At 73.2% G+C, this 24,243-nt stretch carries 20 protein-coding genes; 8 read left to right on the forward strand and 12 right to left on the reverse strand.

Going from position 1 to position 24,243, the window contains the following annotated elements; all coding sequences use genetic code 11:
• Positions 1–28 precede the first annotated feature (28 nt).
• The 4 genes from AB0J76_RS20555 to AB0J76_RS20570 form a co-directional block, all read right to left on the reverse strand.
• Complete coding sequence (locus AB0J76_RS20555; protein WP_352327790.1) at positions 29–1,861, reverse strand: glycoside hydrolase family 15 protein; 1,833 nt, start codon at positions 1,859–1,861, stop codon at positions 29–31.
• A gap of 61 nt (positions 1,862–1,922) precedes the next feature.
• Entirely contained in the window at positions 1,923–5,141 is a 3,219-nt protein-coding gene (locus AB0J76_RS20560; RefSeq protein WP_352327789.1) for an AAA family ATPase, read from the reverse strand.
• Positions 5,138–6,457 carry an oxygenase MpaB family protein gene (locus tag AB0J76_RS20565; RefSeq protein ID WP_352327788.1) on the reverse strand — a complete coding sequence of 440 codons (1,320 nt, stop codon included), beginning with the start codon at positions 6,455–6,457 and terminating at the stop codon, positions 5,138–5,140. Before AB0J76_RS20565 ends, AB0J76_RS20560 begins: the two co-directional genes overlap by 4 nt.
• A gap of 22 nt (positions 6,458–6,479) precedes the next feature.
• A complete protein-coding gene (locus AB0J76_RS20570) occupies positions 6,480–7,196 on the reverse strand; it encodes a Crp/Fnr family transcriptional regulator (protein ID WP_352327787.1) in 717 nt (238 codons plus the stop codon).
• Between the two features lie 188 nt (positions 7,197–7,384).
• Between AB0J76_RS20570 and AB0J76_RS20575 the strand changes: the two genes are divergently transcribed.
• The gene (locus AB0J76_RS20575) at positions 7,385–7,951 is read left to right on the forward strand and encodes a sigma-70 family RNA polymerase sigma factor (RefSeq protein WP_352327786.1); all 567 of its coding nucleotides are present in this window, start codon (positions 7,385–7,387) and stop codon (positions 7,949–7,951) included.
• 3 nt (positions 7,952–7,954) lie between these two features.
• Here AB0J76_RS20575 and AB0J76_RS20580 read toward each other — a convergent pair whose 3' ends face one another.
• Positions 7,955–9,208: a hypothetical protein gene (locus tag AB0J76_RS20580; protein WP_352327785.1), complete on the reverse strand. Its 1,254-nt coding sequence runs from the start codon at positions 9,206–9,208 to the stop codon at positions 7,955–7,957.
• Between the two features lie 262 nt (positions 9,209–9,470).
• Positions 9,471–9,890 carry a hypothetical protein gene (locus tag AB0J76_RS20585; RefSeq protein ID WP_352322578.1) on the reverse strand — a complete coding sequence of 140 codons (420 nt, stop codon included), beginning with the start codon at positions 9,888–9,890 and terminating at the stop codon, positions 9,471–9,473.
• A gap of 131 nt (positions 9,891–10,021) precedes the next feature.
• On the opposite strand from AB0J76_RS20585, the gene AB0J76_RS20590 reads away from it, so the two are divergent.
• Positions 10,022–10,669, forward strand: coding sequence for a metal-dependent phosphohydrolase (locus AB0J76_RS20590; protein ID WP_352322577.1), 648 nt, complete (start codon positions 10,022–10,024; stop codon positions 10,667–10,669).
• Here the strand turns inward: AB0J76_RS20590 and AB0J76_RS20595 are convergent.
• From AB0J76_RS20595 to AB0J76_RS20605, 3 genes are read right to left on the reverse strand one after another with little or no spacing between them, the layout of a single operon-like run.
• A complete protein-coding gene (locus tag AB0J76_RS20595; protein WP_352322576.1) occupies positions 10,666–10,944 on the reverse strand; it encodes a DUF4031 domain-containing protein in 279 nt (92 codons plus the stop codon). The genes AB0J76_RS20590 and AB0J76_RS20595 overlap by 4 nt on opposite strands.
• Positions 10,941–11,735 carry an HAD family hydrolase gene (locus AB0J76_RS20600; protein WP_352322575.1) on the reverse strand — a complete coding sequence of 265 codons (795 nt, stop codon included), beginning with the start codon at positions 11,733–11,735 and terminating at the stop codon, positions 10,941–10,943. The genes AB0J76_RS20595 and AB0J76_RS20600 overlap by 4 nt, the downstream gene beginning before the upstream one ends.
• An 18-nt stretch (positions 11,736–11,753) precedes the next feature.
• Positions 11,754–12,923, reverse strand: coding sequence for a cytochrome P450 (locus AB0J76_RS20605; protein WP_352322574.1), 1,170 nt, complete (start codon positions 12,921–12,923; stop codon positions 11,754–11,756).
• Positions 12,924–13,318: 395 nt separating this feature from the next.
• Here AB0J76_RS20605 and AB0J76_RS20610 point away from each other — a divergent pair, with 395 nt between their 5' ends.
• Together AB0J76_RS20610 and AB0J76_RS20615 are read left to right on the forward strand one after the other, a co-directional pair.
• Positions 13,319–14,554, forward strand: coding sequence for a hypothetical protein (locus tag AB0J76_RS20610; protein WP_352322573.1), 1,236 nt, complete (start codon positions 13,319–13,321; stop codon positions 14,552–14,554).
• A gap of 11 nt (positions 14,555–14,565) precedes the next feature.
• Positions 14,566–15,264, forward strand: coding sequence for a DUF2786 domain-containing protein (locus tag AB0J76_RS20615; RefSeq protein WP_352322572.1), 699 nt, complete (start codon positions 14,566–14,568; stop codon positions 15,262–15,264).
• A gap of 104 nt (positions 15,265–15,368) precedes the next feature.
• Here AB0J76_RS20615 and pgm read toward each other — a convergent pair whose 3' ends face one another.
• The gene (gene pgm / locus AB0J76_RS20620; RefSeq protein ID WP_352322571.1) at positions 15,369–16,997 is read right to left on the reverse strand and encodes a phosphoglucomutase (alpha-D-glucose-1,6-bisphosphate-dependent); all 1,629 of its coding nucleotides are present in this window, start codon (positions 16,995–16,997) and stop codon (positions 15,369–15,371) included.
• A 99-nt stretch (positions 16,998–17,096) separates the two neighbouring features.
• On the opposite strand from pgm, the gene AB0J76_RS20625 reads away from it, so the two are divergent.
• The 3 genes from AB0J76_RS20625 (at position 17,097) to thrS (ending at position 20,658) form a co-directional block, all read left to right on the forward strand.
• Positions 17,097–17,999 carry an LLM class F420-dependent oxidoreductase gene (locus AB0J76_RS20625; protein ID WP_352322570.1) on the forward strand — a complete coding sequence of 301 codons (903 nt, stop codon included), beginning with the start codon at positions 17,097–17,099 and terminating at the stop codon, positions 17,997–17,999.
• 36 nt (positions 18,000–18,035) lie between these two features.
• Complete coding sequence (locus AB0J76_RS20630) at positions 18,036–18,632, forward strand: glycoside hydrolase family 25 protein (RefSeq protein WP_352322569.1); 597 nt, start codon at positions 18,036–18,038, stop codon at positions 18,630–18,632.
• A 64-nt stretch (positions 18,633–18,696) separates the two neighbouring features.
• Positions 18,697–20,658, forward strand: coding sequence for a threonine--tRNA ligase (thrS, locus tag AB0J76_RS20635; RefSeq protein WP_352322568.1), 1,962 nt, complete (start codon positions 18,697–18,699; stop codon positions 20,656–20,658).
• A 101-nt stretch (positions 20,659–20,759) separates the two neighbouring features.
• Here the strand turns inward: thrS and AB0J76_RS20640 are convergent, their stop codons facing one another.
• Positions 20,760–21,482 (reverse strand): PIG-L deacetylase family protein, encoded by a 723-nt coding sequence (locus AB0J76_RS20640; protein WP_352322567.1) that lies wholly within the window; start codon positions 21,480–21,482, stop codon positions 20,760–20,762.
• Positions 21,483–21,563: 81 nt separating this feature from the next.
• On the opposite strand from AB0J76_RS20640, the gene AB0J76_RS20645 reads away from it, so the two are divergent.
• Positions 21,564–22,097, forward strand: a complete 534-nt coding sequence (locus tag AB0J76_RS20645) for an HIT domain-containing protein (protein ID WP_352322566.1) — start codon at positions 21,564–21,566, stop codon at positions 22,095–22,097.
• Here the strand turns inward: AB0J76_RS20645 and AB0J76_RS20650 are convergent.
• Positions 22,094–24,169, reverse strand: a complete 2,076-nt coding sequence (locus tag AB0J76_RS20650) for a hypothetical protein (RefSeq protein ID WP_352322565.1) — start codon at positions 24,167–24,169, stop codon at positions 22,094–22,096. The two genes, AB0J76_RS20645 and AB0J76_RS20650, sit on opposite strands and share 4 nt — an antisense overlap.
• Positions 24,170–24,243: the final 74 nt, after the last annotated feature.

Here is a 24,243-nt window from a genome sequence, read left to right on the forward strand (position 1 = left end):
GCTCCCGGGAGCCCCGGCAGGCCCCGGGTCAGCCGCCGCGTTCGGCCCAGTCGTGCAGGGCCTCGACGGTGCCGGAGGCGTCGAGGTTGAGCGCCGCCTCGATCAGCGCCAGATGCGTGAACGCCTGCGGATAGTTGCCCGTCATGTGCCCGTCGCCGGTCATCTCCTCGGCGAACAGCCCGAGCGGCTCGGCCCGCGCGCACAGCGTCTCGAACCGGTCGCGGGCCTCGGCCGTCCGCCCGGCCAGCACCAGCGCCGAGACCATCTCGAACGAGCACATCAGGAACGCGCCCTCCGGCCCGTCCACGCCGTCGCGGGTGGTCTCGGGGTCGTAGCGGTGCACGAGCGCGCCGCCCTCGCCCAGGCGGGCCTGGATGTGGTCGAGGGTGCCGAGCACGCGGGGGTCGTCGCCGTCCAGGAAGCCGAGCAGCGGCAGCCGCAGCAGCGAGCCGTCGGCCTGGTCGGACCCGTAGGACTGGGTGAAGGCGCCGACGGAGGCGTTGTAGCCGCGTTCGAGCAGCTCGGCGCGGACGGCCTCGCGCTCGGCCCGCCACTGCGCCAGCGGCAGGCCGGGCTCGCCGGTCGCCTCCGCCAGCCGGACCGCACGGTCGAAGCAGACCCAGGCGTACAGCTTGGAGTAGGTCCAGTGGCGTTCGCCGCCGCGCACCTCCCAGATGCCGGCGTCCGGCTCCCGCCACCGCTCGCGGGCCCGCTCCACCAGCCGCCACAACACCGGGCCGCCGTGCAGCTCGCCGGTCACGCCGTGGTAGGCCATGGCCGCGTCCAGGACGTGGCCGTAGCCGTCGAGCTGGTGCTGACCGGCGGCGCCGTTGCCGATCCGCACCGGACGCGAGCCCGCGTACCCCTCCAGATGGCCGAGGACGGTCTCGCCGGCGACCGGCCCGCCGCCGATGCCGAACACCGGCGGCAGGTCGCCCTCGTGGATCGCGCACTGCCCGAGCAGGAACGTCAGGTAGCGGCCCGCCTCCTCGCGATGGCCGAGCCGCAGCAGCGCCAGCACCATGAGCGCGGCGTCGCGGTGCCACACGTAGCGGTAGTCCCAGTTGCGCTGCCCGCCCAGCCACTCCGGCAGCGACGTCGTGGGCGCCGCGAGCAGCCCGCCGCTCTCGTCGAACAGCAGCCCGCGCAGCACGACCGCGCTGTGCCGCACCTGCCGCGCCCCCACCCCGTCGTAGGCCGACCGCGACGACCAGGACCGCCACGACCGCACGGTCTCCGCCAGCAGCCGCTCCGGATCGCGGACGGGCGCGTGCCCCTGCCCCGCGTAGTCGAGCGCGACCGCCCACGACTCGCCCTCGCCGAGCGTGGCCTCGGCCATGGGCCGTGCCGTCGGCCCCTCGGTCACCTCTTCCGTCACCCCTGCCATGCCGGTCAGCAGCAGGCCGGACTCCTCGGCCAGCACGCCGTCGCGCGGCGTCCAGCGGGCCTCGCGGGTGGCGTAGTCGGGCCTGGCCAGCACCCGCGAGCGCACCACCGCCCGCCCCCGCTCGCACCTGGCCCACCGCACCAGCAGCCGGACGGGCACCACGCCGCTGCCGCCCGTCCCCGGCGGCGACGTGGCGAAGAAGTCGTGCACCACGACCTCGCAGTCGCGGCCGACCCAGCGGGTGCGCAGCACCAGCGTCTCCTCGACGTAGCCGCGCTCCTCGACCCGCGCGCCGGCCACGTCGAACTCCCATGCCCCGCCGAGCCCCCGGTCGAGGATGCGCGCGAACACGCTCGGGCCGTCGAAGCGCGGCGCGCACATCCACTCCACGGCCCCGCCGGGCGCGACCAGCGCCGCCGTGTGACAGTCCGACAGGAACGCGTACGCCCCGATCGGTGGAAATCCCCCGGCCATCCGTGCACCCCGTACCCCTTCGTCGCGCCCCCCGTGCCGGGTTGCCCGATGTCGCCGCAGGTTAAACGGGGTGCGCGGACAGCCGGCGGTCGAGCAGGAGCGCGCCGCGGCCCGGCAGCAGGGAGGCGCACCACTCGCGCAGCGCGGCCGGCCGCGGGCCGCCGACGTCGGCGGTGTCGAGCAGGTCGGCCCAGTCGAGCAGCGACTCGGCCAGCATGAGCGGCACCCCGCTGCGTTCGTGCACCTCGGCGGCGGCCTCGAAGTGCTCGCTCGCCCGCGCCGGGTCGCCCATCGTCACGCACAGGTGGGCCAGGTAGTGGTGGCCGCAGTGGTGGGCGACCGTGCCGTGGCCGAACGTCTCGCCGTCGGCGGCCAGCGACGCGTACAGCCGTTCGGCCAGCTCGGGACGGCGCAGATGCGCCGCGGCCACGGCCAGGTTGTCCAGGGCCGGCCGGTGGGCCATGTTGCGCGGCGGCACGCCGCCGCGGTCGGCCAGGATGCGGTCGAGCAGCGGCCCGGCCTCCTCGGCGCCCATCTCGCACAGGTAGCGCAGCACGGCGTGCACCGGGTCGACCCGGGGCGCCTGGGCGGCGCGGCGCAGCCGGTCGCCCAGCTCCCACAGCCGCCCCTGCAGCCGGCGGATCTCGGAGATCTGCTCGGAGTAGATGGCCACGGCCTCCAGGCGGCGGCCGATCTCGGTGCCGAGCCGCATGGCCGACAGCGCCTCGGTCTCGGCCTGGGCCAGGTCGCCCTGCATGAGCGTCAGGCCCGCCCTGGAGTAGCCGATCAGCCAGTTGAGCTGCGGCTGGGCCAGCCGGCGGGCCAGCTCGTCGGCCTGGTCGAGCAGCGTCGCGGCACGCGCGGTGTCGCCGCTGTCCAGCACCGGCGGGGTGCGCTGCACGTAGGCGTGGAACAGCGCCAGGTCGTCGCCCGTGCGGCGGGCCGCCTCCAGCATCTCGTCGCCGTCGCGGTGGCGCTGGTGCAGCGGGTCGGCCGGGATGATCGTCAGGCTGCGCATGCCGAGCACGCTGGCCAGCGTGCGCGGGTCGCCCGACTTGCGGGCCAGCGCGACCGCCTCGTCGCTCAGCGCGAAGCGCCGCTCGCCGTCGGGCGCCCAGATCAGCTCGGAGGCCAGCAGGGCGGCCAGCAGCGCCCGGGTGCTGAGGTCGGTCGAGTCGACCAGCTTGCGCGCCTCGGTCAGCAGCGCGATGCGGCGCTGGTCGGGCGCGGCGGAGATGCTGGAGAAGCCGCGGTCGCCGCCGAGCGCGGCCACCACGATCAGGTCGTCGCGCCCGCACTCCCTGGCCAGCTCGGCGGCCTGGTGCAGGGTCTCCCGCGCCTCCGGGTGCCCGGCCAGCCACATCGCCCGGCCGCAGTCCATCAGCAGCTCGGCGCGCCGTTCGGGGGAGGCGCCCGGGAAGTCCGCCAGCAGGCCGAGCACCCGCTGGTACCAGGTGACCGCCTCCCGGTGGGCCAGCCCGGCCAGCGCGTGGCGGGCCGCCTGCACGCCCGCCTCGGCGGCCTCGGCCGTCCGGCGCGGGTCGCGGCCGTGCTCGGCGGCGGCCAGCAGGTGGGTGGCCACGACGTACGGGCGCGACTCCATGGCCTGCGGGTCGGCCTGGCACAGGGCGTCGGCGACCCGGCCGTGCAGCAGCCCGGCGCGGGGGGCCGACAGCGTGGCGTACAGGGCGGTACGGGTCAGCTCGTGGGAGAACTGGCACTGGCCGCCGTCGGCCATGGTCACCAGGCCCGCGCCCATGGCCTCCTCGACGGCCGCCACGAAGCGCGCCTCGTCCAGGCCGAGGCCCAGGCGCAGCGCGGCCGACTCCATGCGCTCGCCCACGGCCAGCAGGCTGACCAGGTCGCGGGCGTCGGGGTGGAGCTGCGCCAGACGCGCCCGGACCATGCGGGTGACCGAGTCGGGGACGGTCAGCGCGTCGAGGTCGGCGCCCGCGGCCAGCTCCCTGGCCACCTCGGTGACCAGGAACGCGTTCCCGCCGGTGATCCGGTACAGCAGCTCGGGGTCGCCGTCGCTGCGCACCTCCGACAGGGCCCGGCTGACCTCGTCCATGCCGAAGGAGGAGACCTGCACCAGGCGGCCGTCGGCGGTCAGCTTGTGCAGCTCGGGCATCGCCGACTCGACGGGCACCGGGCGCGAGGTGGCCAGGATCAGCAGCGGCAGCGAGTCGGCGTCCCACATCAGGGAGTGCAACATCTGCAGCGACTCCAGCGTCGCCCACTGCAGGTCGTCGATCACCAGCAGCACCGGCCGCACGGTGGCCAGGCGCTCGATGAGCGTACGGGCCGCGGCCATCAGGTGGTAACGCTCGGAGACCGGCTCGGTGGCGGGCGGCACGGCCAGCGACAGCGGGGGAGCGGCCAGCGAGGGCGCCAGCCGGACGAGCTGCCCGCACTGCTGGTCGACCCCGGCCCGCAACAACAGCGCCGGCGAGGTGCGGGCCAGCCGCTCGACCGCCCCGGCGATCGGCTCGTAGGCCTGCCGCGCCGGATCGGTGCACCGCCCCGCCAGCACGGTGAACTGCCGCTTGAGCGCCCGCCGCGCCACGACCGAGGCCAGCCGGGTCTTGCCGACCCCCGGATCGCCCTGCAGGATCACCAGCCCGCTGCCGAACTCGGCCGCACCCAGCTCCTCCTCCAGCGCCCGCAGCTCCTCGTCCCGGCCGACGAACGGCAGCACGTGCCCGCTGTCCAGCCAGGGCGCCAGCCCGCCGGCATGCTGGTTGTCGGCGCTCTGCCAGTGGAGCTCGTAGGTGTGCATCGGCTCCCGCAGGCCCTTGCCCGGCAGCCGGCCCAGGTCCTTGAACTCGTGCCGGCTGCGGCCCTGGGCCAGGCGGCGCACCAGGTCGGTGCAGAGCACCTGGCCGCCCTCGGCCACCGCGACCAGGCGGGCCGCCTCCACCGTGGGCAGCCCGCTGACGTCGTCGGCGCCCCAGCACACGTCGCCCGCCGCCAGCGCGGCCCTGATCGAGATCTTCTCCAGCGCCCGCTCGTTCTCGGCCGCGACGGCCTGCTCGACGGCGATGACCGCGTCGAGCCCGGCCGTGGCCGAGCCGAACACCGCCATCAGCCCGTCGCCCAGGCTCTTGGTGAACGTCGAGCCGCTGGCCGTCACCACCGAGTGCAGGAGCTGGTAGAGCCGGCGGAAGACGACGTTGGCGCGTTCCTCGCCCAGCCTGATCCGCATGGCTGTGGAGCTGACCACGTCGGTGAACAGGATGGTGGCCGTGGTCAGCGTGCCCGGTTCGTGCGGGATGCTCACGCGGGTGGTCCCTCCTTCCGCACGGGCGCCCTGGCGGCCTTGCCCACGCCCTTCCGTACGCCCTTGCGCACGCTGTGGCGCAGCCGGCGCGTGCGGCGCGCGGCCTTCGACTGCCGGACGCGCCACTGGGCGGCCAGCTCCTCGGGGATCTGGAAGGCGGCGTGGCCGCCCGAGTAGCGGTCGATCATGGCGATGACGATGTGCTTGCCCGCCCGGCGCACCAGCCAGCGCACCACCGCGTCGACCGGGCCCATCAGGCGGCCGTACCGGTTGCCGGCCCTGGCCGCGGCGAACAGCGCGTTGAACCACCACGCCGGCGGCGGCACGTCGAGCAGCGCCGGAACCTGGGCGGCGTTGTAGCGGGCGTCGCGGAAGACCCAGTGCACCAGGCTGCGCGGCAGCTTGCGCCAGCCCAGGTGCATGAACGCCTCCATCTCCGCCAGCAGCACGGCCATCAGCCTGCGGCCCTCCTCGCTCGACTCGTACAGGCGGCCGAGCCGTTCGCTGACCGGCGGCACGTCGTCGAGGGTGAGCGGCCGGTCGCGGCACGCCTCGACGCCCATGAGGTGGCCGAAGACGCTCCACGTGTACAGATGGGCGGCCTTGTCGGCGTCGCTGAGGCGCACCCCCATGCTCTCCAGAGCCTCCCACGTGACGACCGAGAAGTCGAAGATGGTGGCCAGCAGCAGTTCCTGGTTGACCGGCGGGCCGAACCTGGCGGTGTCCCAGTCGTCGCCGAAGTGCTCGGTGGCCAGCGCGCGCACGAACGAGTGCAGGATGCGCAGCCCGATCGCCGTCGTGTGCCCCGGACGGCCCGGCGTCAGGCTGTCGGTGGCCTTCAGGCCCATGACGTCCACCAGCATCTGGCCGGTCTCGGCGACCCGGCGGGTGAGGCTGTGGGTGGCCAGGTCGGACACGCCGGCCAGCACCTTGGCGCTGGAGATCTCGACGTAGGCCATGGGCAGGCACTTGCAGAACAGCGCGACCGACTGGTACAGCCCGTAGTCGGAGAAGACGGCCTGGCCGCGGGCCAGCAGCTCGGCGTCCTCGCCCCACTCGGGCAGGTCCCTGGCGAAGTCGATGGCGTCGAAGATGGCCGAGGGGCCGGTCTCGCCCGAGGGCGCCCGCGCCTCCTGCTTGGCGCGGCCGAGCTCCACCACGACCGCGCGCAGCAGGGACAGCGCGTTCTCCCCCTCGGGCCTGGTCTCCAGGTAGCCGGCCACGATCTTGTCGATGTCCGGGTCGGCCTGCTGCCGTAACTGCCGGAACCGTTCCGCCGGCCAGCGCTCGGCGGGGGCGTTGTCGTGCTCGTTCATGTTCCGCGTACTCCAGGTCCGGTCAGAGGCCTCCGCGTTTGCGCAGCGCCTCGACGTCCAGCAACGTGATGGTCCGCCCCTTCATGGCGATGAGGCCGCGGGCGGCGAGCGACTGCAGGGCCCGGTTGACCGCCGGACGGGACGCGCCGATCAGCGCGGCGAGGTCCGACTGGGTCAGCCCCGGCATGTCCACGACCGGGCCCTGGGTCTGGCCGCGCTTGACCGACAGTTGCAGCAGCAGCTTGGCCAGGCGTCCGCCCAGGTCGAGGAAGGCCAGGTCGGCGGCCTGCCCGGTGAGCCTGCGGACCATCTGCCCGAGCATGCGCAGGAACTCGTCGGCGAGGCCGGGATGCTCCCGCATCAGCTCCAGCAGCCGCGCCCTGGGCAGCGCGAACACCCAGCAGGGGCGCACGGCGATGATCGACGCCGACCGCGGCGAGTCGTCCAGCAGCGCCATCTCGCCGAAGGTCTCCGCCCGGCCCAGCATGTTGAGCACGATCTCGTCGCCGTGCTCGGTGGTGAAGACGACCTTCACCAGGCCGTCGAGCAGCACGTACAGGGACTCGCCCGGATCGCCCTGGTGCAGGATGATCTGCCCGTTGCGGTATCTGCGCGCCACCCCGGCGCGCACGGTGCCCGTGATCCCGGCCGGTCCGAGCACACGGAACAGCGGAACCTCCGCCAGCACGGCGGCGACCGCCTGGACGTCGTGTGGAACCGCCCCGCTGCTGGCGCTCATGGAAGAACTTTAGGACGCGAACGCCGATCGGGCAGTAAGTGGTAAGCGATCTCCCGAATGTGACGAGCGCCACACTCGCACTGTGTCGTCCGCGACAGTGCGCGAAGGCCGCCGGGAGCACCGTTGGGGGGCCGGTCGCAGGAGGTTGACCCCCGAGGACCCCGGCCGGCGGGGAGACGATGATGCAGTTGGATACGTTGGAGCGCCGCGACACCGCCACCCTCGTGTCGGACGCCCAGGAGGGCGACGCCCAGGCGTGGGAGCGGCTGGTCGAGGAGTTCACGCCGATGCTGCGGTCGAGGATCCGGCGCTTCCGGCTCGGCCACGAGGACGCCCAGGACGTGCTCCAGACCACCTGGTTGCTGGCCTGGCAGAACCTCAAGAGCGTCGAGGACCCCCAGCGCATGCCCGGCTGGCTGGCCACGATCGCCTTCCGCGAGTGCCTGAAGCTGACCAGGCGCACCCGGGAGATCTGCACGCCCGACCTCGACACGCTCGGCAGCACGGACGACGTGGACAGGGAACTGGCCAGGATCTGGCTGGCCGGCACGCTGGAGGAGCTGGTCGAGGAGCTGCCCGCGGCCCAGCGCGTGCTGTTTCGAGCACTCACGGAAACCTCCGAGCCGCACTACGTGGACGTCGCCCGCCGGCTGGGCCGGCCGGTCGGCAGCATCGGCCCCACCCGCGCCCGCTGCTTCGCCAGGCTGCGCGGGCTCCTGCAGGACCGCGAGATCACCAGGGACTTCCTGGACTGAGTCCTAGTTTCCTGACCGGTCAAGAGGGATCGCCTCCAGGAAGGGCTCGAAGTCGAAGCGCGCCATCTCGTAGGCGTCGGGATCGGTCTCCTCGGGGAAGGCGTAGACCTTGCGCCGCATCCCGGGGAGCAGCCGGTCGGCCCGCGGAGCCTCGGGGACCGGCTCCGGCAGCGTGCCGCGGGCCGTCTCCGCCTCCAGGGCCGCGGTCAGCTCCGGCCCGAACGGCGGGTCGTAGAGCGCGCCCACCCGCTGGTAGGTGCGGAAGTAGCCGACGATGAAGCGCATGCGGTCGGGGTAGGACACCCAGTCGGCCACCCCGGCCGTGGCCTGCTCGACGTCGTCCGGGATGAACTCCTCGACGAGCTTGCGCACCTTCTCGTTCCTGATCGGCCGCCAGGCGAGCGCCATGTCCACGCCCGGCGGCGGGACGAGCGGCCGGCCGACCCTGACGTCGCTGAGCGGCGTGCGCACGGCGAACAGGTGACGGGTGTAGAGCGAGGACCATTTGGCCTCCAGCACGCGCGTCAGCCAAGGCTGGTCCTCGTGCCGGGCGCTGAACAGCGGGAAGCGGGGGTAGGGCCGCCGGGTCACCAGCGAGCGCAGCGACCGCCACGACATCCGGGTCAGCCACCGCACCGGCCGGTACAGCACCAGCTCCAGAGCCTTCTGCGCGCGCTTCTGCTCGTAGGCCGACAGCGCCACGCTCGCCCCGAACATCAGCTCGGCCCGCTCGTCGGGGTCGGTGGCCGCGCGCGCCTGTCGTAGCAGCAGGGCGGCGTCCCGCAGGTAGCGCTCGTCGGCCTCCTCCAGCAGCCCGGACAGGAACTCCGGCGGCATCGGCGTGTTCTCCGACTCCGGGCTCACCTTGACGTAGCAGTCGGGCGTGCCGTTCCACAGGTTGGCCGCCAGGCTCGCGGTCTCCAGGAAGATCGCCCGGTTGGCCAGCGCCAGCCCGAGCTGGTAGCTGGGGCCGAGCAGGGTCAGCAACAGGGCGCGGAACAGGCGGCGCAGGCGCGCGGGCACGTGCAGCCGGTCGCCGAAACCGGTCAGGAAGGGCGAGCCGGCCGTCAGGTCCAGGCTCTCGGCGACCGCCTTGGAGGTCCATTTGGCGTAGCAGTACCAGTTGGTCGCGTCCTGGCCCAGGTGCTGGGCGAGGTCCCCGGCGACGCGGTGGTAGCCATGGGCGATGACCATGGCCTCGAGCGCAGGGTTCCTGTCCTTGCAGGCGGCGATGCGCAGCACGTCGTCCGCCGTCATCGCAGCGCCTGGCGCAAGCGCTTGTTCCACTTCGGACATGAGGTCTCCCGTCAGTGGTCCCCCCTGGGACCGTCGATCCTCACCGGGTCAGAGCGCGTCCGGTGACGTGAGATACAGGGCGGCAGATACAGGGCGGCGGTCCCGCTTTCCCCGTGACCGCCGCCCGGAGCGTAGGGCGGGTGACTTGCGGTGCGGTTGCAGGGCGATCCGAGCCCGGCCCGGGGCGCCCGCCGCCCCGGGAGGGGCCCGGGGCGGCGGGCGGCTACTCCTTCACCGATATCTTGCTGATCACGACGAAGCCGCCGAGCGCCCCCGCGGAGCCGGCGGCCGTCGTCGTGGTGAGGTTGACCACCAGGTCATAGGTGCCGGGGCCGAGCTGACCGCGCATCGGGACCGACGCGGTGTACCGTCCCGAGCCAGGGGTGAACGTCAACTCCACAGGCGGCGAGGGATGACGGGTCTCACCACCTCCCAGCAGGTCGGCGATGATCTCCACATGCCACCGTCCCGCCAGCCAGTCGACCAGCTCGCCGGCGACCTCCCAGCTCACGTCGACGGTCCAGCCCTCGCCGCATCTCACGACGTTCGTGGGCTGGGCGCCCGGGTCGACAACCTGACCGTGCAGCACGCCGGTCAGCTGCTCGGCCGGAACCTTCATCACCTGGAACTCACCGGTCGCCATGTCGCTGTCTCCTTTCCGGGGGGAACCAGGTCCCCGTACGGACAGGCAGAGCGGAGGGACAGCCGGGTAAATACCGGGTGTATTCAAGGACACAACGCCGGGACGTACCGCCCGGCCACTACGGTGGAGGCGTGATCGACGACCGCCCGGACCCCGCGCCGAGGGCCCGGCTCGCCGCCGGGTGGCTGGCTCTGGCGGGCGGCTCCCCGGCCGCGCTGGCCACAGGCGCCGAGCTGATCGCCCGCTGGGCCGAGCCCCACCGCCGCTACCACACCCTCGCCCACCTCGCCGCCGTGCTGGCCGCCGTCGACGACCTGGCCGGGGAGGCCGCCGACCCCGCCGCCGTGCGCCTGGCCGCCTGGTTCCACGACGCCGTCTACGACGGCAGGCCCGGCTGGGACGAGGAGCGCAGCGCCCAGCTCGCCCAGGCGCGCCTGCCGCGCTGCGGGGTGCCGCCCGGCCGGGTCGCCGCGACCGCCCGGCTGGTCCGCCTGACCGCCGCCCACGACACGGTGGCCGCCGGCGACCGCGACGGGGCCGTGCTGTGCGACGCCGACCTGGCCGTGCTGGGCCGCCCCGGCTACGACGCCTACGCCGCCGACATCCGCCGCGAGTACGCGCACGTGCCCGACGACCTGTTCCGGCAGGGCCGCGCGCAGGTGCTGCGCAGGCTGCTGGCCGCGCCGCGGCTCTACCGTACGGACCGGGCCCGCGAGTTGTGGGAGGAAGCCGCGCGCGCCAACATGACCGCCGAGCTGGCCCGCCTGGCGGGAGGCTAGGGCGCGCCGGGGTCGTGGCGTTTGCGGCGGCGCAGACCGGCGGCGATCAGGCGGCGCAGCAGCTCGCGCGAGCTGACCGGCTCGGCGCCCAGCGACACCGCCCGCGCGTGCACGGTCTCGGGGACGTCGTAGTGGTCCCGGTCGAAGGCCCGGCCCGGCACCCCGAGCCGGGCCGCGAACGCGTGGAGCTCCTCCAGCGAGCTGTCGCTCACCAGGTGCGACCACATCAGGCCGCGCGGCCCCGGCCAGTCGGGGGGATCGATCAGCACCGTCACGCCCTCAAGGGTAGGACCCTGCCGCGCACGCCGAGCTCGCCCAGATCGGACACCACGACGTGCGCGCCGTGCCCGGCCAGGTCGGGCGCCACGACGTGCGCGCCGTGCCCGGCCGGCGCGGCGGCGTCGCCCGGACCGTCCCGGGTGACCGCCACGACCAGCCCGAAGCCGCCCCTGCCGCCCGCCTGGACGCCCGGCAGCGCCGCGTCCACCACGGCGGCCCGTCCGGCGGGCAGCGCCAGGCGGCGCACGGCCTCCAGGAACAGGGCGGGGTCCGGCTTGCCCGGCAGGTTCATCAGGGCCGCGTCGCCGCCGTCCACGACCACGTCGAACAGGTGCGCCACGCCCGCGGCGGTGACCAGCCGGCGGCCGTGCAGGCTGGCCGAGACGGCCGCCGTGCGGGCGCCCCGGTGGCGCAGCTCGTGCAGCAGGGCCACGGTGGCGGGGAAGGCGGCCACGCCGTACTTGTCCACCTGCGCGACGAAGATCTGGTCCTTGGCCAGGCCGAGCCCGTGCACGGTGGGCGCGCCCGGCTCGTCGTCGGGACCGCCGTCGGGCACGGTGAGGCCGCGCGCGGCGAGGAAGGTGCGCACGCCGTCGAGCCGCGGCCGGCCGTCGACGTGCCGGAGGTAGTCGTCACGGATGTCGAACGGATCGCAGCGGCCGCGCAGGAAGGCGTCGAAGACGTGTTTCCAGGCGGCCGCGTGCACCCGGGCGGTGTCGGTGACCACGCCGTCGATGTCGAACACCACGGCGCTGATCGAGGCCAGATCGATGACGGGCTCGTCCACACTGTGAACGTAACCGCTCTACCAGGCGACGGGTAGCTCCTTGACCCCGTACACGATGGCCAGCTCCCTGAACGGCACCTCGCCCGAGACGTGCAGGTCCGGAAAGCGGCGCAGCAGGGCGGGGAAGGCGATGCGCATCTCCATCTGGGCGAGCGGCGCGCCGATGCAGCGGTGGATGCCGTGGCCGAAGGCCAGGTGCGAGCGGGCGGTCTCGCGGCCGGGGCGCACCTCGTCCATGTCCGGGCCCAGCGAGGGGTCGCGGTTGGCGCCGGTCAGCGAGCACAGCACCATCTCACCCTTCTTGATCGGCACGCCGTGCAGCTCCAGGTCCTCGCGGGCGAAGCGCGGGAAGGCCACCTGCACGACCGTCATGTAGCGCAGCAGCTCCTCGACGACGTCGTTGACGTAGCCGTCCACCTCGCGCACCTTGGCGGCCTGCTCGGGGTGGCGCATGAGCCAGAGCGCGCCGAGCGCGAGCATGCTGGTGCTGGTGTCGTGCCCGCCGGTGAGCAGGCCGTCGGACATGCTGGCCAGCGTGCGGTCGTCGAGGTCGTCGCCGTGCTCGCGCAGGAGCTGGCCGAGCAGGCCCTCGCCGGGGTCGCGCCGCTCGCGGGCCACCAGGTCCACCAGGTACGCCATCGCGTCGTTGATCGCCTGCAGGGACGCCTCGGGGCCGGCCGACAGGTCGAACCGGTCCTTGCTGATCCTGACGAAGTCGGCGCGCTCCTCGTACGGGACGCCGAGCAGCTCGCACACCACCAGCGACGGGATCGGCAGCGCGAAGTCCTCGACCAGGTCCGCGGGCGGGCCCTTGGCCTCGATGCGGTCCAGGTGCTCCTCGACCATCGCCTCGATGCGCGGCTCCAGGCGGCGCAGGCGGCGCATGGTGAACTCGGGGGTCAGGTACTTGCGCAGCCGCGTGTGCTCGGGCGGGTCGCGGAAGCCGAGGCCGCCGGGGTCCTCCTGGTTGGAGCCCAGGCCGGAGATGCCGGCGAAGTCGTTGCTGAACCGTTCGTGGTCGCCGAGGACACCGCGTACGTCCTCCCAGCGCGTGACCAGGTGCACGGTCTGGTCGCCGGGGATCTTCATGGGGAAGACGGCGTGCTCGGCCCGGATGCGGCCGAGCTCGGCGACCGGGTCGAAGTCCTCGCGCATGAACTGGACGAAGGGGAACTCTGAGTCAGACATGGATATCCGTCCTGCTGGGATACATCGCACTATGTTGGGATAAATCCCTCGGTAGATGGTCCCATCCGGACAGGCGGCTGTTGCCCTCCGAAAGGACGAAATTGCCGCTCACCCTCACGTCCCCCCTGGCCACCCGCCCGATCGTCCATCTGGCCGCCCGTCTCGCGCCGCCCGCGCCGCCCGTCGCGTGATCCCGCGCGGGAGGCCGGGGTGCGCCTCATTGTGCGCCGCGTCGCGGGCCGCCGACTAGCCACAACCCCCTTCTGGTACGGCGTGTGTCACAGGAACCGGTGGGAGACAGGGGAAATCGGTGGCGTTTGGCGTACAAGGGGGCGACAGTCTGCGATGATCTCGTCGCAAGACAAGCTGGAGTTGAGCCTCGCGGATAGTGACTGATGCCGACATTTGAGGAAATAGCAGCCTTCGTCGCCGAGAAGCCGTTCGCCACCGCCGTCATCGCCCTGCTGGGCCTGGCCGGGCTCGTGCTGGCGTTCCTGGTGCTCCGGATGGCCTGGCGCGCGGGAAGCTGGTTGTTCGCCCGCTACGTCGCCCCCCGTCCCGTCGAGGACGTGCTCACCGTCGTCGCCGCCTCCATCGCCACCGGCGTGTCCGCCCAGGGCATGTGGCGCTTCTCCGGAGACGTGCTCGGCCTGGACGGACCGCTCCGCCTGCTGCTGTTCGCCTTCATCGAGGTCGCCATCATCACCTCGGCCGTCCGCGCCCGCCGCAACATGCGGGAGAACTTCTCCGCCGGCATCGACGGCATCGCGGTCTGGGCGCTGACCTGCCTGACCGCCGTCCTGTCCAGCATGGACGCCCGCAGCCTCCCCGAGGCCGTCTTCCGCCTGGCCGCCCCGCTGGTCGCCGCCTGGCTCTGGGAACGCGGCATGGCCATCGAACGCCACCGCATCCGCGGCACCGGCCGCATCAACTGGCGCCTGACCCCCGAACGCCTGCTCGTCCGCATGGGCCTGGCCGAGGTCAGCGACCGCACCGCCTCCGAGGTCGACGCCCACCGCCGGCTCACCCGCGTCGCCCTGGCCGCCAAGCGCGCCAAGGCGCTGCGCGACAGCGGCGCCTCCGAGCGCAAGATGCGCGGCGCGCTGGCCAGGCTCGACAAGGCCATGGACCAGGCCGTCGAGCACACCGGGCTGGCCGTCGACCAGCAGCGTCAGGAGGCGCTGCTGGCCCAGATCGCCGCCCTGTACAACACCACCGCGCTCATAGACGCCGACCCGCGCGTGCCGTGGGAGCCCGAGGCCGACCACCGTCCCGTGCCCGCCCGCCCGGCGCTGCCGCCCGCGCTGGCCGAGCTCGTCGAGGACGAGGACGAGGACGCCGAGGTGTTCGACGCCACCCCCCAGGTCGTCGACACCGCCCAGCGCGCCGCCCAGATCAGGGCCGCCCGCGAGTTCTGGGACCGGCAGATCGCCAAGCGCATCGTGCCGAGGTCGGTGGACATCGCCCAGGAGATCGGCGTCCCGCTGGCCACCGCGCGCGAGTATCGTGCCCTGTGGAAGCTGGAGCCGCAGGCGCACGCCCTGATCGAGGCTCTGTACCAGCAGCACGGCATCGTCGACACCGGCGCCTTCCCGGCCATCGCCGACGACGGGCGGGTGCTGGCCAAGTAGGGGGAGCTCGGTTGCGGGAGCGCACGCTCGAACGCGTCAGGAAACTCCTGGCCAAGGCCGAACGCACGGACAACGAGCACGAGCGGGCCACCTTCCTGGCGGCCGCCTCCGCCCTGATGGCCAAGTACGGCATCGACACCCTCCCGCCGCCCGGCACCCGCCAGACCCCCGGCGACCGCATCGTCACCCTGCCCGCCCCGTGGGCCAGGGAGAAGGCCCGCCTGGTCAGCCTGGTGGCCCAGGCCGTCCGCTGCCGTCCGCTGCTGATCGGCCGCGGCGACGGCGGCCAGCGGGTGCACGTGTTCGGCTTCGCCGCCGACCTCGAACGCGCCGACGTGCTGGCCACGTCGCTGCTGCTGCAGATGGCCTCGGGCCTGGCCCGCGTACGGCCGCCGGGCGAGCTCGCCGCGGCGCGGGCCTACCGGCGCTCGTGGCTGCTGGGGTTCACCGACGAGGTGTACCGGCTGCTGCGCGAGGCCGAGACGCGCGCCGCGACGGAGGCCGAGGCCGCCGGGGCCGGCACCGCGCTGGTGCTGGCCGACCGCCGGGCCGAGGTCGACCTGGCGGTGGCCGCCCACTATCCGCGCATCCGCATGTCGGTCCCGACGACCAGCGGCACGGGCTACCGCGCGGGCGTGCTGGCGGGCCGGCACGCCGACCTCGGACGCACCGGCATGCCCGCCGCCACCGCCCGCGAGCTGCCCCGCTGAGCCGCCCCGCTGAGCCGCCCCACTGAGGCGGCCCGCTGAGCCGCCCCACTGAGGCGCCTCACTGAGGCGGCCCGCTGTGGCGCCCGGCTCTGGCGGCCGGTCGCTCAGCCCAGCGCGGCCGAGACCAGCGAACGGGCCTCCTCCTGCACCTTGGCCAGGTGGTCGGGGCCCTTGAAGGACTCGGCGTAGATCTTGTAGACGTCCTCGGTGCCCGACGGGCGGGCGGCGAACCAGGCGTTCTCCGTCGAGACCTTCACGCCGCCGAGCGCCGCGCCGTTGCCGGGGGCCGCGGTCTGCACCGCCGTGATCGGCTCGCCGGCCAGCGACGACGCCGTCACCTGGTCGGCCGACAGCTTGGCCAGCACCGCCTTCTCCTCGCGGGTGGCGGGCGCGTCGACCCGGGCGTAGGCGGGCTCGCCGAACCGCTCGGTCAGGCGGCGGTAGTGCGCGCTCGGCGACTCGCCGGTCACCGCCAGGATCTCCGAGGCCAGCAGGGCGAGGATGAGACCGTCCTTGTCGGTGGACCAGGGCGAGCCGTCGCGCCGCAGGAACGAGGCCCCGGCGCTCTCCTCGCCGCCGAACCCGAGCGAGCCGTCGAGCAGCCCGGGGACGAACCACTTGAAACCGACCGGCACCTCGTAGAGGCGACGCCCGAGCGAGGCGGCGACCCGGTCGATGACGCCGCTGCTCACCATCGTCTTGCCGACCCCGGCCGCGGCGGGCCAGCCTTCGCGGTGGGCGTACAGGTAGGAGATGGCGACGGCCAGGTAGTGGTTGGGGTTCATCAGGCCGTCGGGGGTGACGATGCCGTGGCGGTCGGCGTCGGCGTCGTTGCCGGTGGCGATGTCGTACCTGTCGCGCTGGGCGATCAGCGACGCCATCGCGTACGGCGACGAGCAGTCCATGCGGATCTTGCCGTCCCAGTCGAGCGTCATGAACCGCCAGGTGGGGTCGACCAGCGGGTTGACCACCGTCAGGTCGAGGCGGTGGCGCTCGGCGATCTCACCCCAGTAGGCCACGCTCGCCCCGCCCAGCGGGTCGGCCCCGATGCGCACCCCGGCCGACCTGATCGCGTCGAGGTCGACCACGGACGGCAGGTCGTCGACGTACGCGCCGAGGAAGTCGTAGCGGCCGGCCGCGTCGAGGGCCTTGGCGTAGGAGATCCTGGACACGCCCTTCATGCCGTCGGCCAGCAGCTGGTTGGCGCGGTCCTGGATCCAGGAGGTGGCGTCGGTGTCGGCGGGGCCGCCGTGCGGCGGGTTGTACTTGAAGCCGCCGTCGGAGGGCGGGTTGTGCGACGGCGTCACCACCACGCCGTCGGCCAGCCCGGACGTGCGGCCCCGGTTGTGCCGCAGGACGGCGTGCGAGACGGCGGGGGTCGGCGTGTAGCCGTCGCGGGAGTCGATCAGCACCTCGACCCCGTTGGCCGCGAACACCTCCAGCGCCGACACGCGGGCGGGCTCGGACAGCGCGTGCGTGTCGATGCCCAGGAACAGCGGCCCGTCGGTGCCCTGGGAGGCGCGGTATTCGCAGATGGCCTGGCTGGTGGCCAGGATGTGGTCCTCGTTGAAGGCCGTCCGCAGCGAGGACCCGCGATGGCCCGACGTGCCGAACGCCACCCGCTGCGCCACCTCGGCGGGGTCGGGGTGCAGGGCGTAGTAGGAGGTCACCAGCCGGGCGACGTCGACCAGGTCGGCGGGCTGGGCGGGCTGTCCTGCGCGATCGTGCGTCATGAGGCCACTTTACAAATCCGCCCCCTTCGGACGGGTGAGCGCGCCCGGCGGCGTGGGAAGATACAGGCGCGTCTGCCTCCAGAACGGAGTTCTGTTTCCATGCGTTTCGGATATTTCCTGAATGAACGGCAAGGGCCCGACCCGCTCGGCTCGCTCCGCGACGAGATCGCCCAGGCGGCCGAGGACGGCTTCGCCTCCGCCTGGCTGTCCCACATCTTCGGCCTCGACGCCCTCACCGCGCTGGCCGTGGCCGGCTCCCAGGTGCCCGGCATCGAGCTCGGCACCTCCGTCGTGCCCACCTACCCGCGCCACCCGGCGGCCCTGGCCCAGCAGGCGATGACGGCCAACGCCGCGCTCGGCGGCCGGCTGGCGCTCGGCATCGGCCTGTCGCACCAGGTCGTCATCGAGCACATGTTCGGCCTCAGCTTCGAGCGCCCCTACCGCCACATGAAGGAGTACCTCGACGTGCTGCTCCCGGCCAGCCGGGGCGAGCAGGTCAAGGCGGCGGGCGAGACGATCAGGGCCGACGTGCGGCTCACCACGCCGGGCGCGGGCTTCCCGGTGCTCATCGCCGCCCTCGGCCCGCGCATGCTGAAGCTGGCCGGCACGGTCGCCGACGGCACGGTGTTGTGGATGACCGGCCCGAAGACGGTGGCCGAGCACGTCGCCCCGACCATCACGGCCGCCGCCGCGGAGGCGGGCCGCCCGGCGCCGCGGATCGTCTGCGCGCTGCCCGTCTGCGTCACCGACGACCCCGCCGCCGCCGTCGAGCGGGCCAACGAGATCTTCGCCGTCTACGGCACGCTGCCCTCCTACCGGGCCATGCTCGACCGCGAGGGCGCCGCCGGGCCGGGGAACGTCGCGGTGGTCGGCGACGAGGAGTCCGTGCTCGCCCAGCTCGAACGGCTGCGCCAGGCCGGGGTGACCGACTTCGTCGGCGCGACGTTCGCCGAGCGGGAACGCACCCGTGAGCTGCTCATCGGCGCGTCGAAGGGTTCATAGGGGGACATCTCAATAAACTCCGGCAAGGTGAAGCGCTTGCTGCATGGCATAGACGTGTCGAACTGGCAGGGCTCCGTCGACTGGGCCGGTCACGCCGAGGCCGGGGTCTCCTTCGCCTTCGCCAAGGCCACCGAGGGCGGCGACTGGACCGACCGGTGGTTCGCCCGCAACTGGTCAGGAATGCGCGAGAGCTGGCTGGTGTGCGGCGCGTACCACTTCGCCCGGCCCAAGGGCGACCCGATCGAGCACGCCCGGCACTTCCTGGCGGTGCTCAGGTCGGCGGGCGGCCTGCGCAGGGGCGACCTGGTGGCGCTCGACCTGGAGACCGGCGACGGGCAGCGCCCGGAGCAGGTCGCCAGGTACGCGCGCCGCTGGTGTCACCACGTCGAGCGGCACGCCGGTCTGCGGCCCTTCATCTACACCTTCCACTGGTTCGCCCGTTCGGGGAACTGCGCCGGCCTGGCCGACTACCCGCTGTGGATCGCCTCCCCGGAGCGGCCGCGCGGCGAACCCCTCGTGCCGCCGCCGTGGCGCGACTGGACAATCCACCAATATGCCAGCAGCCCGCTCGACCGGAACGTCTTCCACGGCACCCGCCAGGACCTGACAAGGCTGGGGTTTCACCCGCGATAGCATCGGTGTTCACCATCGAACCAGCCTCGGTGCCGGGCATCGAGCGCGATCCAAGGGAGACACCGTGTCAGCCGAGCTACGCATCACCCTCGCCGGAGCCGAGCGTGTGGTCGCGGCCGGCACGACGGCGGGTGAGGCGCTGGAGGCCGACGGCCGCACGGTCATCGCGGCCCGGGTCAACGGCGAGCCGCGCGACCTTGCCCACCCGCTGGCCCAGGACGACGTGGTCGAGCCGATCGAGGTCTCCAGCGAAGACGGCCGGGCCATCGTCCGCCACTCCACCGCGCACGTCATGGCGCAGGCGGTGCAGGAGCTGTTCCCCGAGGCCAAGCTGGGCATCGGCCCGCCCGTGGAGAACGGCTTCTACTACGACTTCGACGTCAAGCAGGCGTTCAACCCCGACGACCTCAAGCGCGTCGAGAAGCGCATGCGGGAGATCGTCAAGCAGGGGCAGCTGTTCTCCCGCCGGGCCGTCACCGACGAGGAGGCGCGCGAGGAGCTGGCCGGCGAGCCGTACAAGCTGGAGCTCATCGGGCTCAAGGGCGGCGCGGCCGACGAGGAGAGCGTCGAGGTCGGGGCCGGCCAGCTGACGATCTACGACAACCTCGACGCCAAGAGCGGCGAGCTGTGCTGGAAGGACCTGTGCCGGGGGCCGCACGTGCCCTCCACCCGGTCGATCCCGGCGTTCAAGCTCATGCGCTCCGGCGGCGCCTACTGGCGCGGCAGCGAGAAGAACCCGCAGCTCCAGCGCATCTACGGCACCGCCTGGGAGTCCCGCGACAAGCAGGACGAATACCTGAAGATGCTGGAGGAGGCCGAGCGGCGCGACCACCGCAGGCTCGGCGCCGAGCTCGACCTGTTCTCCTTCCCCGACGAGCTGGGCTCGGGCCTGGCGGTCTTCCACCCCAAGGGCGGCGTGATCCGCAAGGTGATGGAGGACTACTCGCGGCGCAGGCACGAGGAGGCCGGCTACGAGTTCGTCAACACCCCGCACATCACCAAGGAGAACCTCTACCAGGTCTCGGGCCACCTCGACTGGTACAAGGACGGGATGTTCCCGCCCATGGAGCTGGAGGGCGCCCGCTACTACCTCAAGCCGATGAACTGCCCGATGCACAACCTGATCTTCAGGGCGCGCGGGCGGTCCTACCGCGAGCTGCCGCTGCGGCTGTTCGAGTTCGGCACGGTCTACCGCTACGAGAAGTCCGGCGTGGTCCACGGCCTGACCCGGGTGCGCGGCCTGACCCAGGACGACGCCCACATCTACTGCAGCCGCGAGCAGATGCGCGACGAGCTGACCTCGCTGCTGCGCTTCGTCCTCGACCTGCTGCGCGACTACGGCCTGGAGGACTTCTACCTCGAGCTGTCCACCAAGGACCCGGAGAAGTTCGTCGGCTCCGACGAGGTGTGGGAGGAGGCCACCACCACGCTGCGCGAGGTGGCCGAGGCCGAGAACCTCCACCTGGTGATGGACCCGGGCGGCGCGGCCTTCTACGGGCCGAAGATCTCCGTCCAGGTGCGCGACGCGATCGGCCGCACCTGGCAGATGTCCACCATCCAGCTCGACTTCAACCTGCCCGAGCTGTTCGACCTGCAGTACCAGGCGGCCGACGGCTCCCGGCAGCAGCCGGTCATGATCCACCGGGCGCTGTTCGGCTCGGTCGAGCGGTTCTTCGGCGTCCTGGTCGAGCACTACGCCGGGGCGTTCCCCGCCTGGCTGGCGCCGGTGCAGGTGGTCGGCATCCCGATCGCCGACGCCCACGTGCCCTACCTCCAGGACGTCGCCAAGCGGCTGCGCGAGCGGGGCATCAGGGTCGAGGTCGACGCGGCCGACGACCGCATGCAGAAGAAGATCCGCAACGCGCAGAAGGCGAAGGTCCCGTACATGCTGCTGGCCGGTGACGACGACATCGCCAACGGCGCGGTGTCCTTCCGTTACCGCAACGGCGAGCAGAAGAACGGCGTGCCCGTCGAAGAGGCCATCGCCGAGATCGTCAACGCTGTGGAACGCCGCGTCCAGGTCTGACCCGCCGCTCCCGGCCGCCCGGGCCTGAGCCGTTCTCCGAGCAGCTCAGGCCCCGGGCCGGATGTCAGCGCTGGAATCAGCGAGGGGACTCAGCGCGGAAATCAGCGGGGGAACAGGCGGAAGGCGACCGCCGGGCGGCCGTCGAAGCGTTCGGCGGCCTGCCGCGCGGAGCCCTCGATCAGCTCGCGGGCGTAGACCTCCGGGGCCTGGTCGGTGAGGGCCTCGATGTAGGCGCGGTGCTCCAGCAGCGACCGCACGCCGCGCTCCAGCCCGTCGGTGACGTCCACGGCGTGGGTGGGGGAGTTGGAGCCAGCGACGGCGACCCAGCGCACGCCGTTCCAGGGCGCGGCGTCGGTGTCAGGAAATATCCAGCGATTTCCGGCGTCGCCGGCGGCATCCAGCACGGCCCGGCCCACGGCCCGGTGGTCGGGCGTGTTCCAGTACGTGCCGCCCCACGTGTCGTCGGGATTGAGAGTGATCACCAGCTCCGGGCGGTGCCTGCGGATGGCGGCGGCGATGTCCCTCCTGAGCGCCGTCCCGTACTCGACGACCCCGTCGGCGTGGTCGAGGAACTCCACGGTGCTCACCCCGACCACGGCGGCGCTGGCCCGCTCCTCGCGCTCGCGCACCGGCCCGCAGGCGGCGGGGTCGAGCGTGTCGATGCCCGCCTCGCCGCGGGTGGCGATCAGGTAGGAGACCTCGCGCCCGGCGTCGGTCCAGGTGGCGACGGCGGACGCGCAGCCGTACTCCAGGTCGTCGGGGTGGGCCACGACGGCCAGGGCGCGCTGCCAGTCGGCGGGCATGGGTTCGAGTCGCTGTGCCATGCCCTCACCCTAGGCCCGTCGCGAAGGGCGGGGATCACGCCGGAAGAACGGCCCTCGCCGCGGGGTCCTATGCTGCTTGGTATGCACGATCAGGCAGGAGCCGGGGCGCCCGACAACTTCCAGCGGCTGTGGACCCCGCATCGCATGGCCTACATCAAGGGCGAGAACAAGCCGACGGGCACCGGGCCGGGCGACGGCTGCCCGTTCGACGAGATCCCCCGGATGAGCGACGAGGACGGCCTGATCGTGGCCAGGGGAGAGGTCGTCTACGCCGTCCTCAACCTCTACCCGTACAACTCCGGCCACCTGATGGTCGTGCCCTTCCGGCACGTGTCCGGCTACGACGAGCTGACCCCGGCCGAGGTCGCCGAGCTGGGCGAGTTCACCCAGCGGTCGCTGCGCGCGCTGCGCAAGGCCAGCGGCGCGCAGGGCTTCAACGTGGGCATGAACCTGGGCCAGGTCGCGGGCGCCGGCATCGCCGCCCACCTGCACCAGCACGTCGTGCCGAGGTGGGGCGGCGACACGAACTTCATGCCGGTCGTGGCGCAGACGAAGGTGCTGCCCCAGCTCCTGCACGACACCCGGCAACTGCTGGCCGACGCCTGGGCGGACTAGTCGCCGGCGTGGGCCAGGCGGGCGGTGGCGGGGGCGTCGGCCGGCTGTTCGCGGCCCAGCGCGCCGATGCCCGCCGCGAGCAGCAGCGGCACGGCCAGCGCCAGGGCCATCGACAACACCGCGGCGCCCGAGTCGTTGACCAGCATCCCGATCACTCCGCTGACCAGCGTGCCGATCAGGCCGGCGCGCAGGGCGGGGGAGTGGCGGAACGCCGCGGGCACCACGCCCGCGCTGGCCTGCTCGGGCCGCAGGATCGCGTAGACGAGGAAGGCCACGGCCGCGATCACGATGGGCATGAGGTTGGGGCTGAGCAGCGTGGCCAGCATGGCCTGGAGCTTGCGGAAGATCACCTCGAACGCCTCGCCGCTGAGCACCTGGCCCACGAACCTGCCCAGGTGCGTCTGCTCGTCGGGCGGACGCAGGTAGTTGAGCACGGCGAACGTCATCACGATCACCGCCCCGGCCACGCAGAACGCCCCCAGCTTCACGATCGAGACCCGCTTGCCGGCCACCAGCAGCGCGGTCACCGCGATGCCCGGCACGAACGCGATCACGCCGCCGAAGTCGCTGCCCATGCCCGAGCCGCCCAGCACCATCGCGAACGCCCCGAGCACCACGATCGCGGCCACCCCGGGCCGCCCCGGCCAGCGGTGGGCGATCACGGTGGTGGCCAGCAGCGTGCCGGTGGCCAGCAGCGCGAACGGGATGTTGCCCAGGCCGTAGTAGCGGGCCCCGACCTCGGCGCTGTAGCCCATGACGCTGTTGAGCTGCAACGTCGTGCCCGTCAGCAGGTCGCCGGCGAGTGTGAGCGCGGTGACGCCGGCCACCACGGCGAGCGGGCCGAGCGGACGCCGCCGCCAGGGCCCGCCGAAGGCCAGCGCGGTGACCACGACGACCCAGCCCAGCACCCCGGTGACCAGTTGCGTCAGGGACGACCAGGGCAGCAGGTTGACCAGATAGCTGGAGACCGGCAGGGCGGCCAGCGCGACGGCGGCCAGACGCACCGGCGACAGGCCCTTGCGCCGCCGCAGCAGCAGGAACGCGACCACGTAGAACAGCACCTGCAACACCGCCACGACGGTGAAGTAGACGCCCTTGACCGACCGGATGGCCTGCGCGGTCGCGTCGGCCCGGCGCAGCCGGTCGATCGTCGCGCCGGCGTCGCCGAGCTGCATCGGCACCCCGACGACCGTGGCCGGCGCCGGCACGCCGAGCCGGGCCAGCACGGTCGCGGTCAGGTCGGGCAGGATCGAGATGTCGGCGCGGCGGGTGGAGGCCGCGCCCAGCAACCGCCCCTGCGCCCCGGGCTCACGCAGCGCGGCCACCCGAAGGTGCGGCACGGAGCCGTGGTCGGACAGGCCGGCCAGCAGCACGGTGGTGCCGGGCGGCAGGATCGACAGCAGCGCGCCGGCCTTGGCGTCGGCCAGACGCAGCGCGTCGCGGCGCTCCTTCGGGCCGAGCTGCTCGGGCACCTTGGGCAGTTTGCCGCTTGCCAGGTAGGGGTGGACGAGGTCGTCGACGTCCATGGCGGTCAGCGGGCACTGCTCCAGGTCGGCGGTGCGGACCTGGAGCGGGGAGGCGTGGTAGCGCTGCACCGCGCCCTGCCGGTCGGCCAGCGCGAGCGCGGCGCCGGGGCCGATCGCGATCGAGCACCGGCCCGCGGCCTTCAGCGCCTCGCCCAGCGTGCCGGCGTTGCGCTGCCCGGCCACGTCGATGAGGTAGCGGTAGTCGGGGATGACCGCGCCCGCGCCCCGGGTCTCGGGGGCGGGAGGCGCGCCGCAGGCGTATCCGGCGGCCGACCTGGTGCCGGCCGACACCGTGAGCCAGCCGTCGTAGGGGCAGGTGATGTTGCTGACCGTGCGCACCGACAGCGAGCCGATCGCGCTGCCGCGCGTCAGCTCCCACAGGTTGGGGGCGTCGGCCTGGTTGACGTCGTCCCAGCTGAGACCGGAGACGCCGATGAGCGCCACCCTGCCCGCGCCGGGAGCCGAGCCGCCGGCCGTGGCCGTGCCCTGCAGGCCGAGCAGTACGGAACCGGCCAGAACGGCCAGCACCACGAGCGCGCGCCTCACCCCGACGACCTCCCGCGATCGATGACGTCCGTGGCACGCTAGAGCACGTCGCGATCCGGCGCCACCGATTCCCC

The organism is Nonomuraea sp. NPDC049624 (assembly GCF_040675255.1).
Classification (GTDB): Bacteria; Actinomycetota; Actinomycetes; order Streptosporangiales; family Streptosporangiaceae; genus Nonomuraea.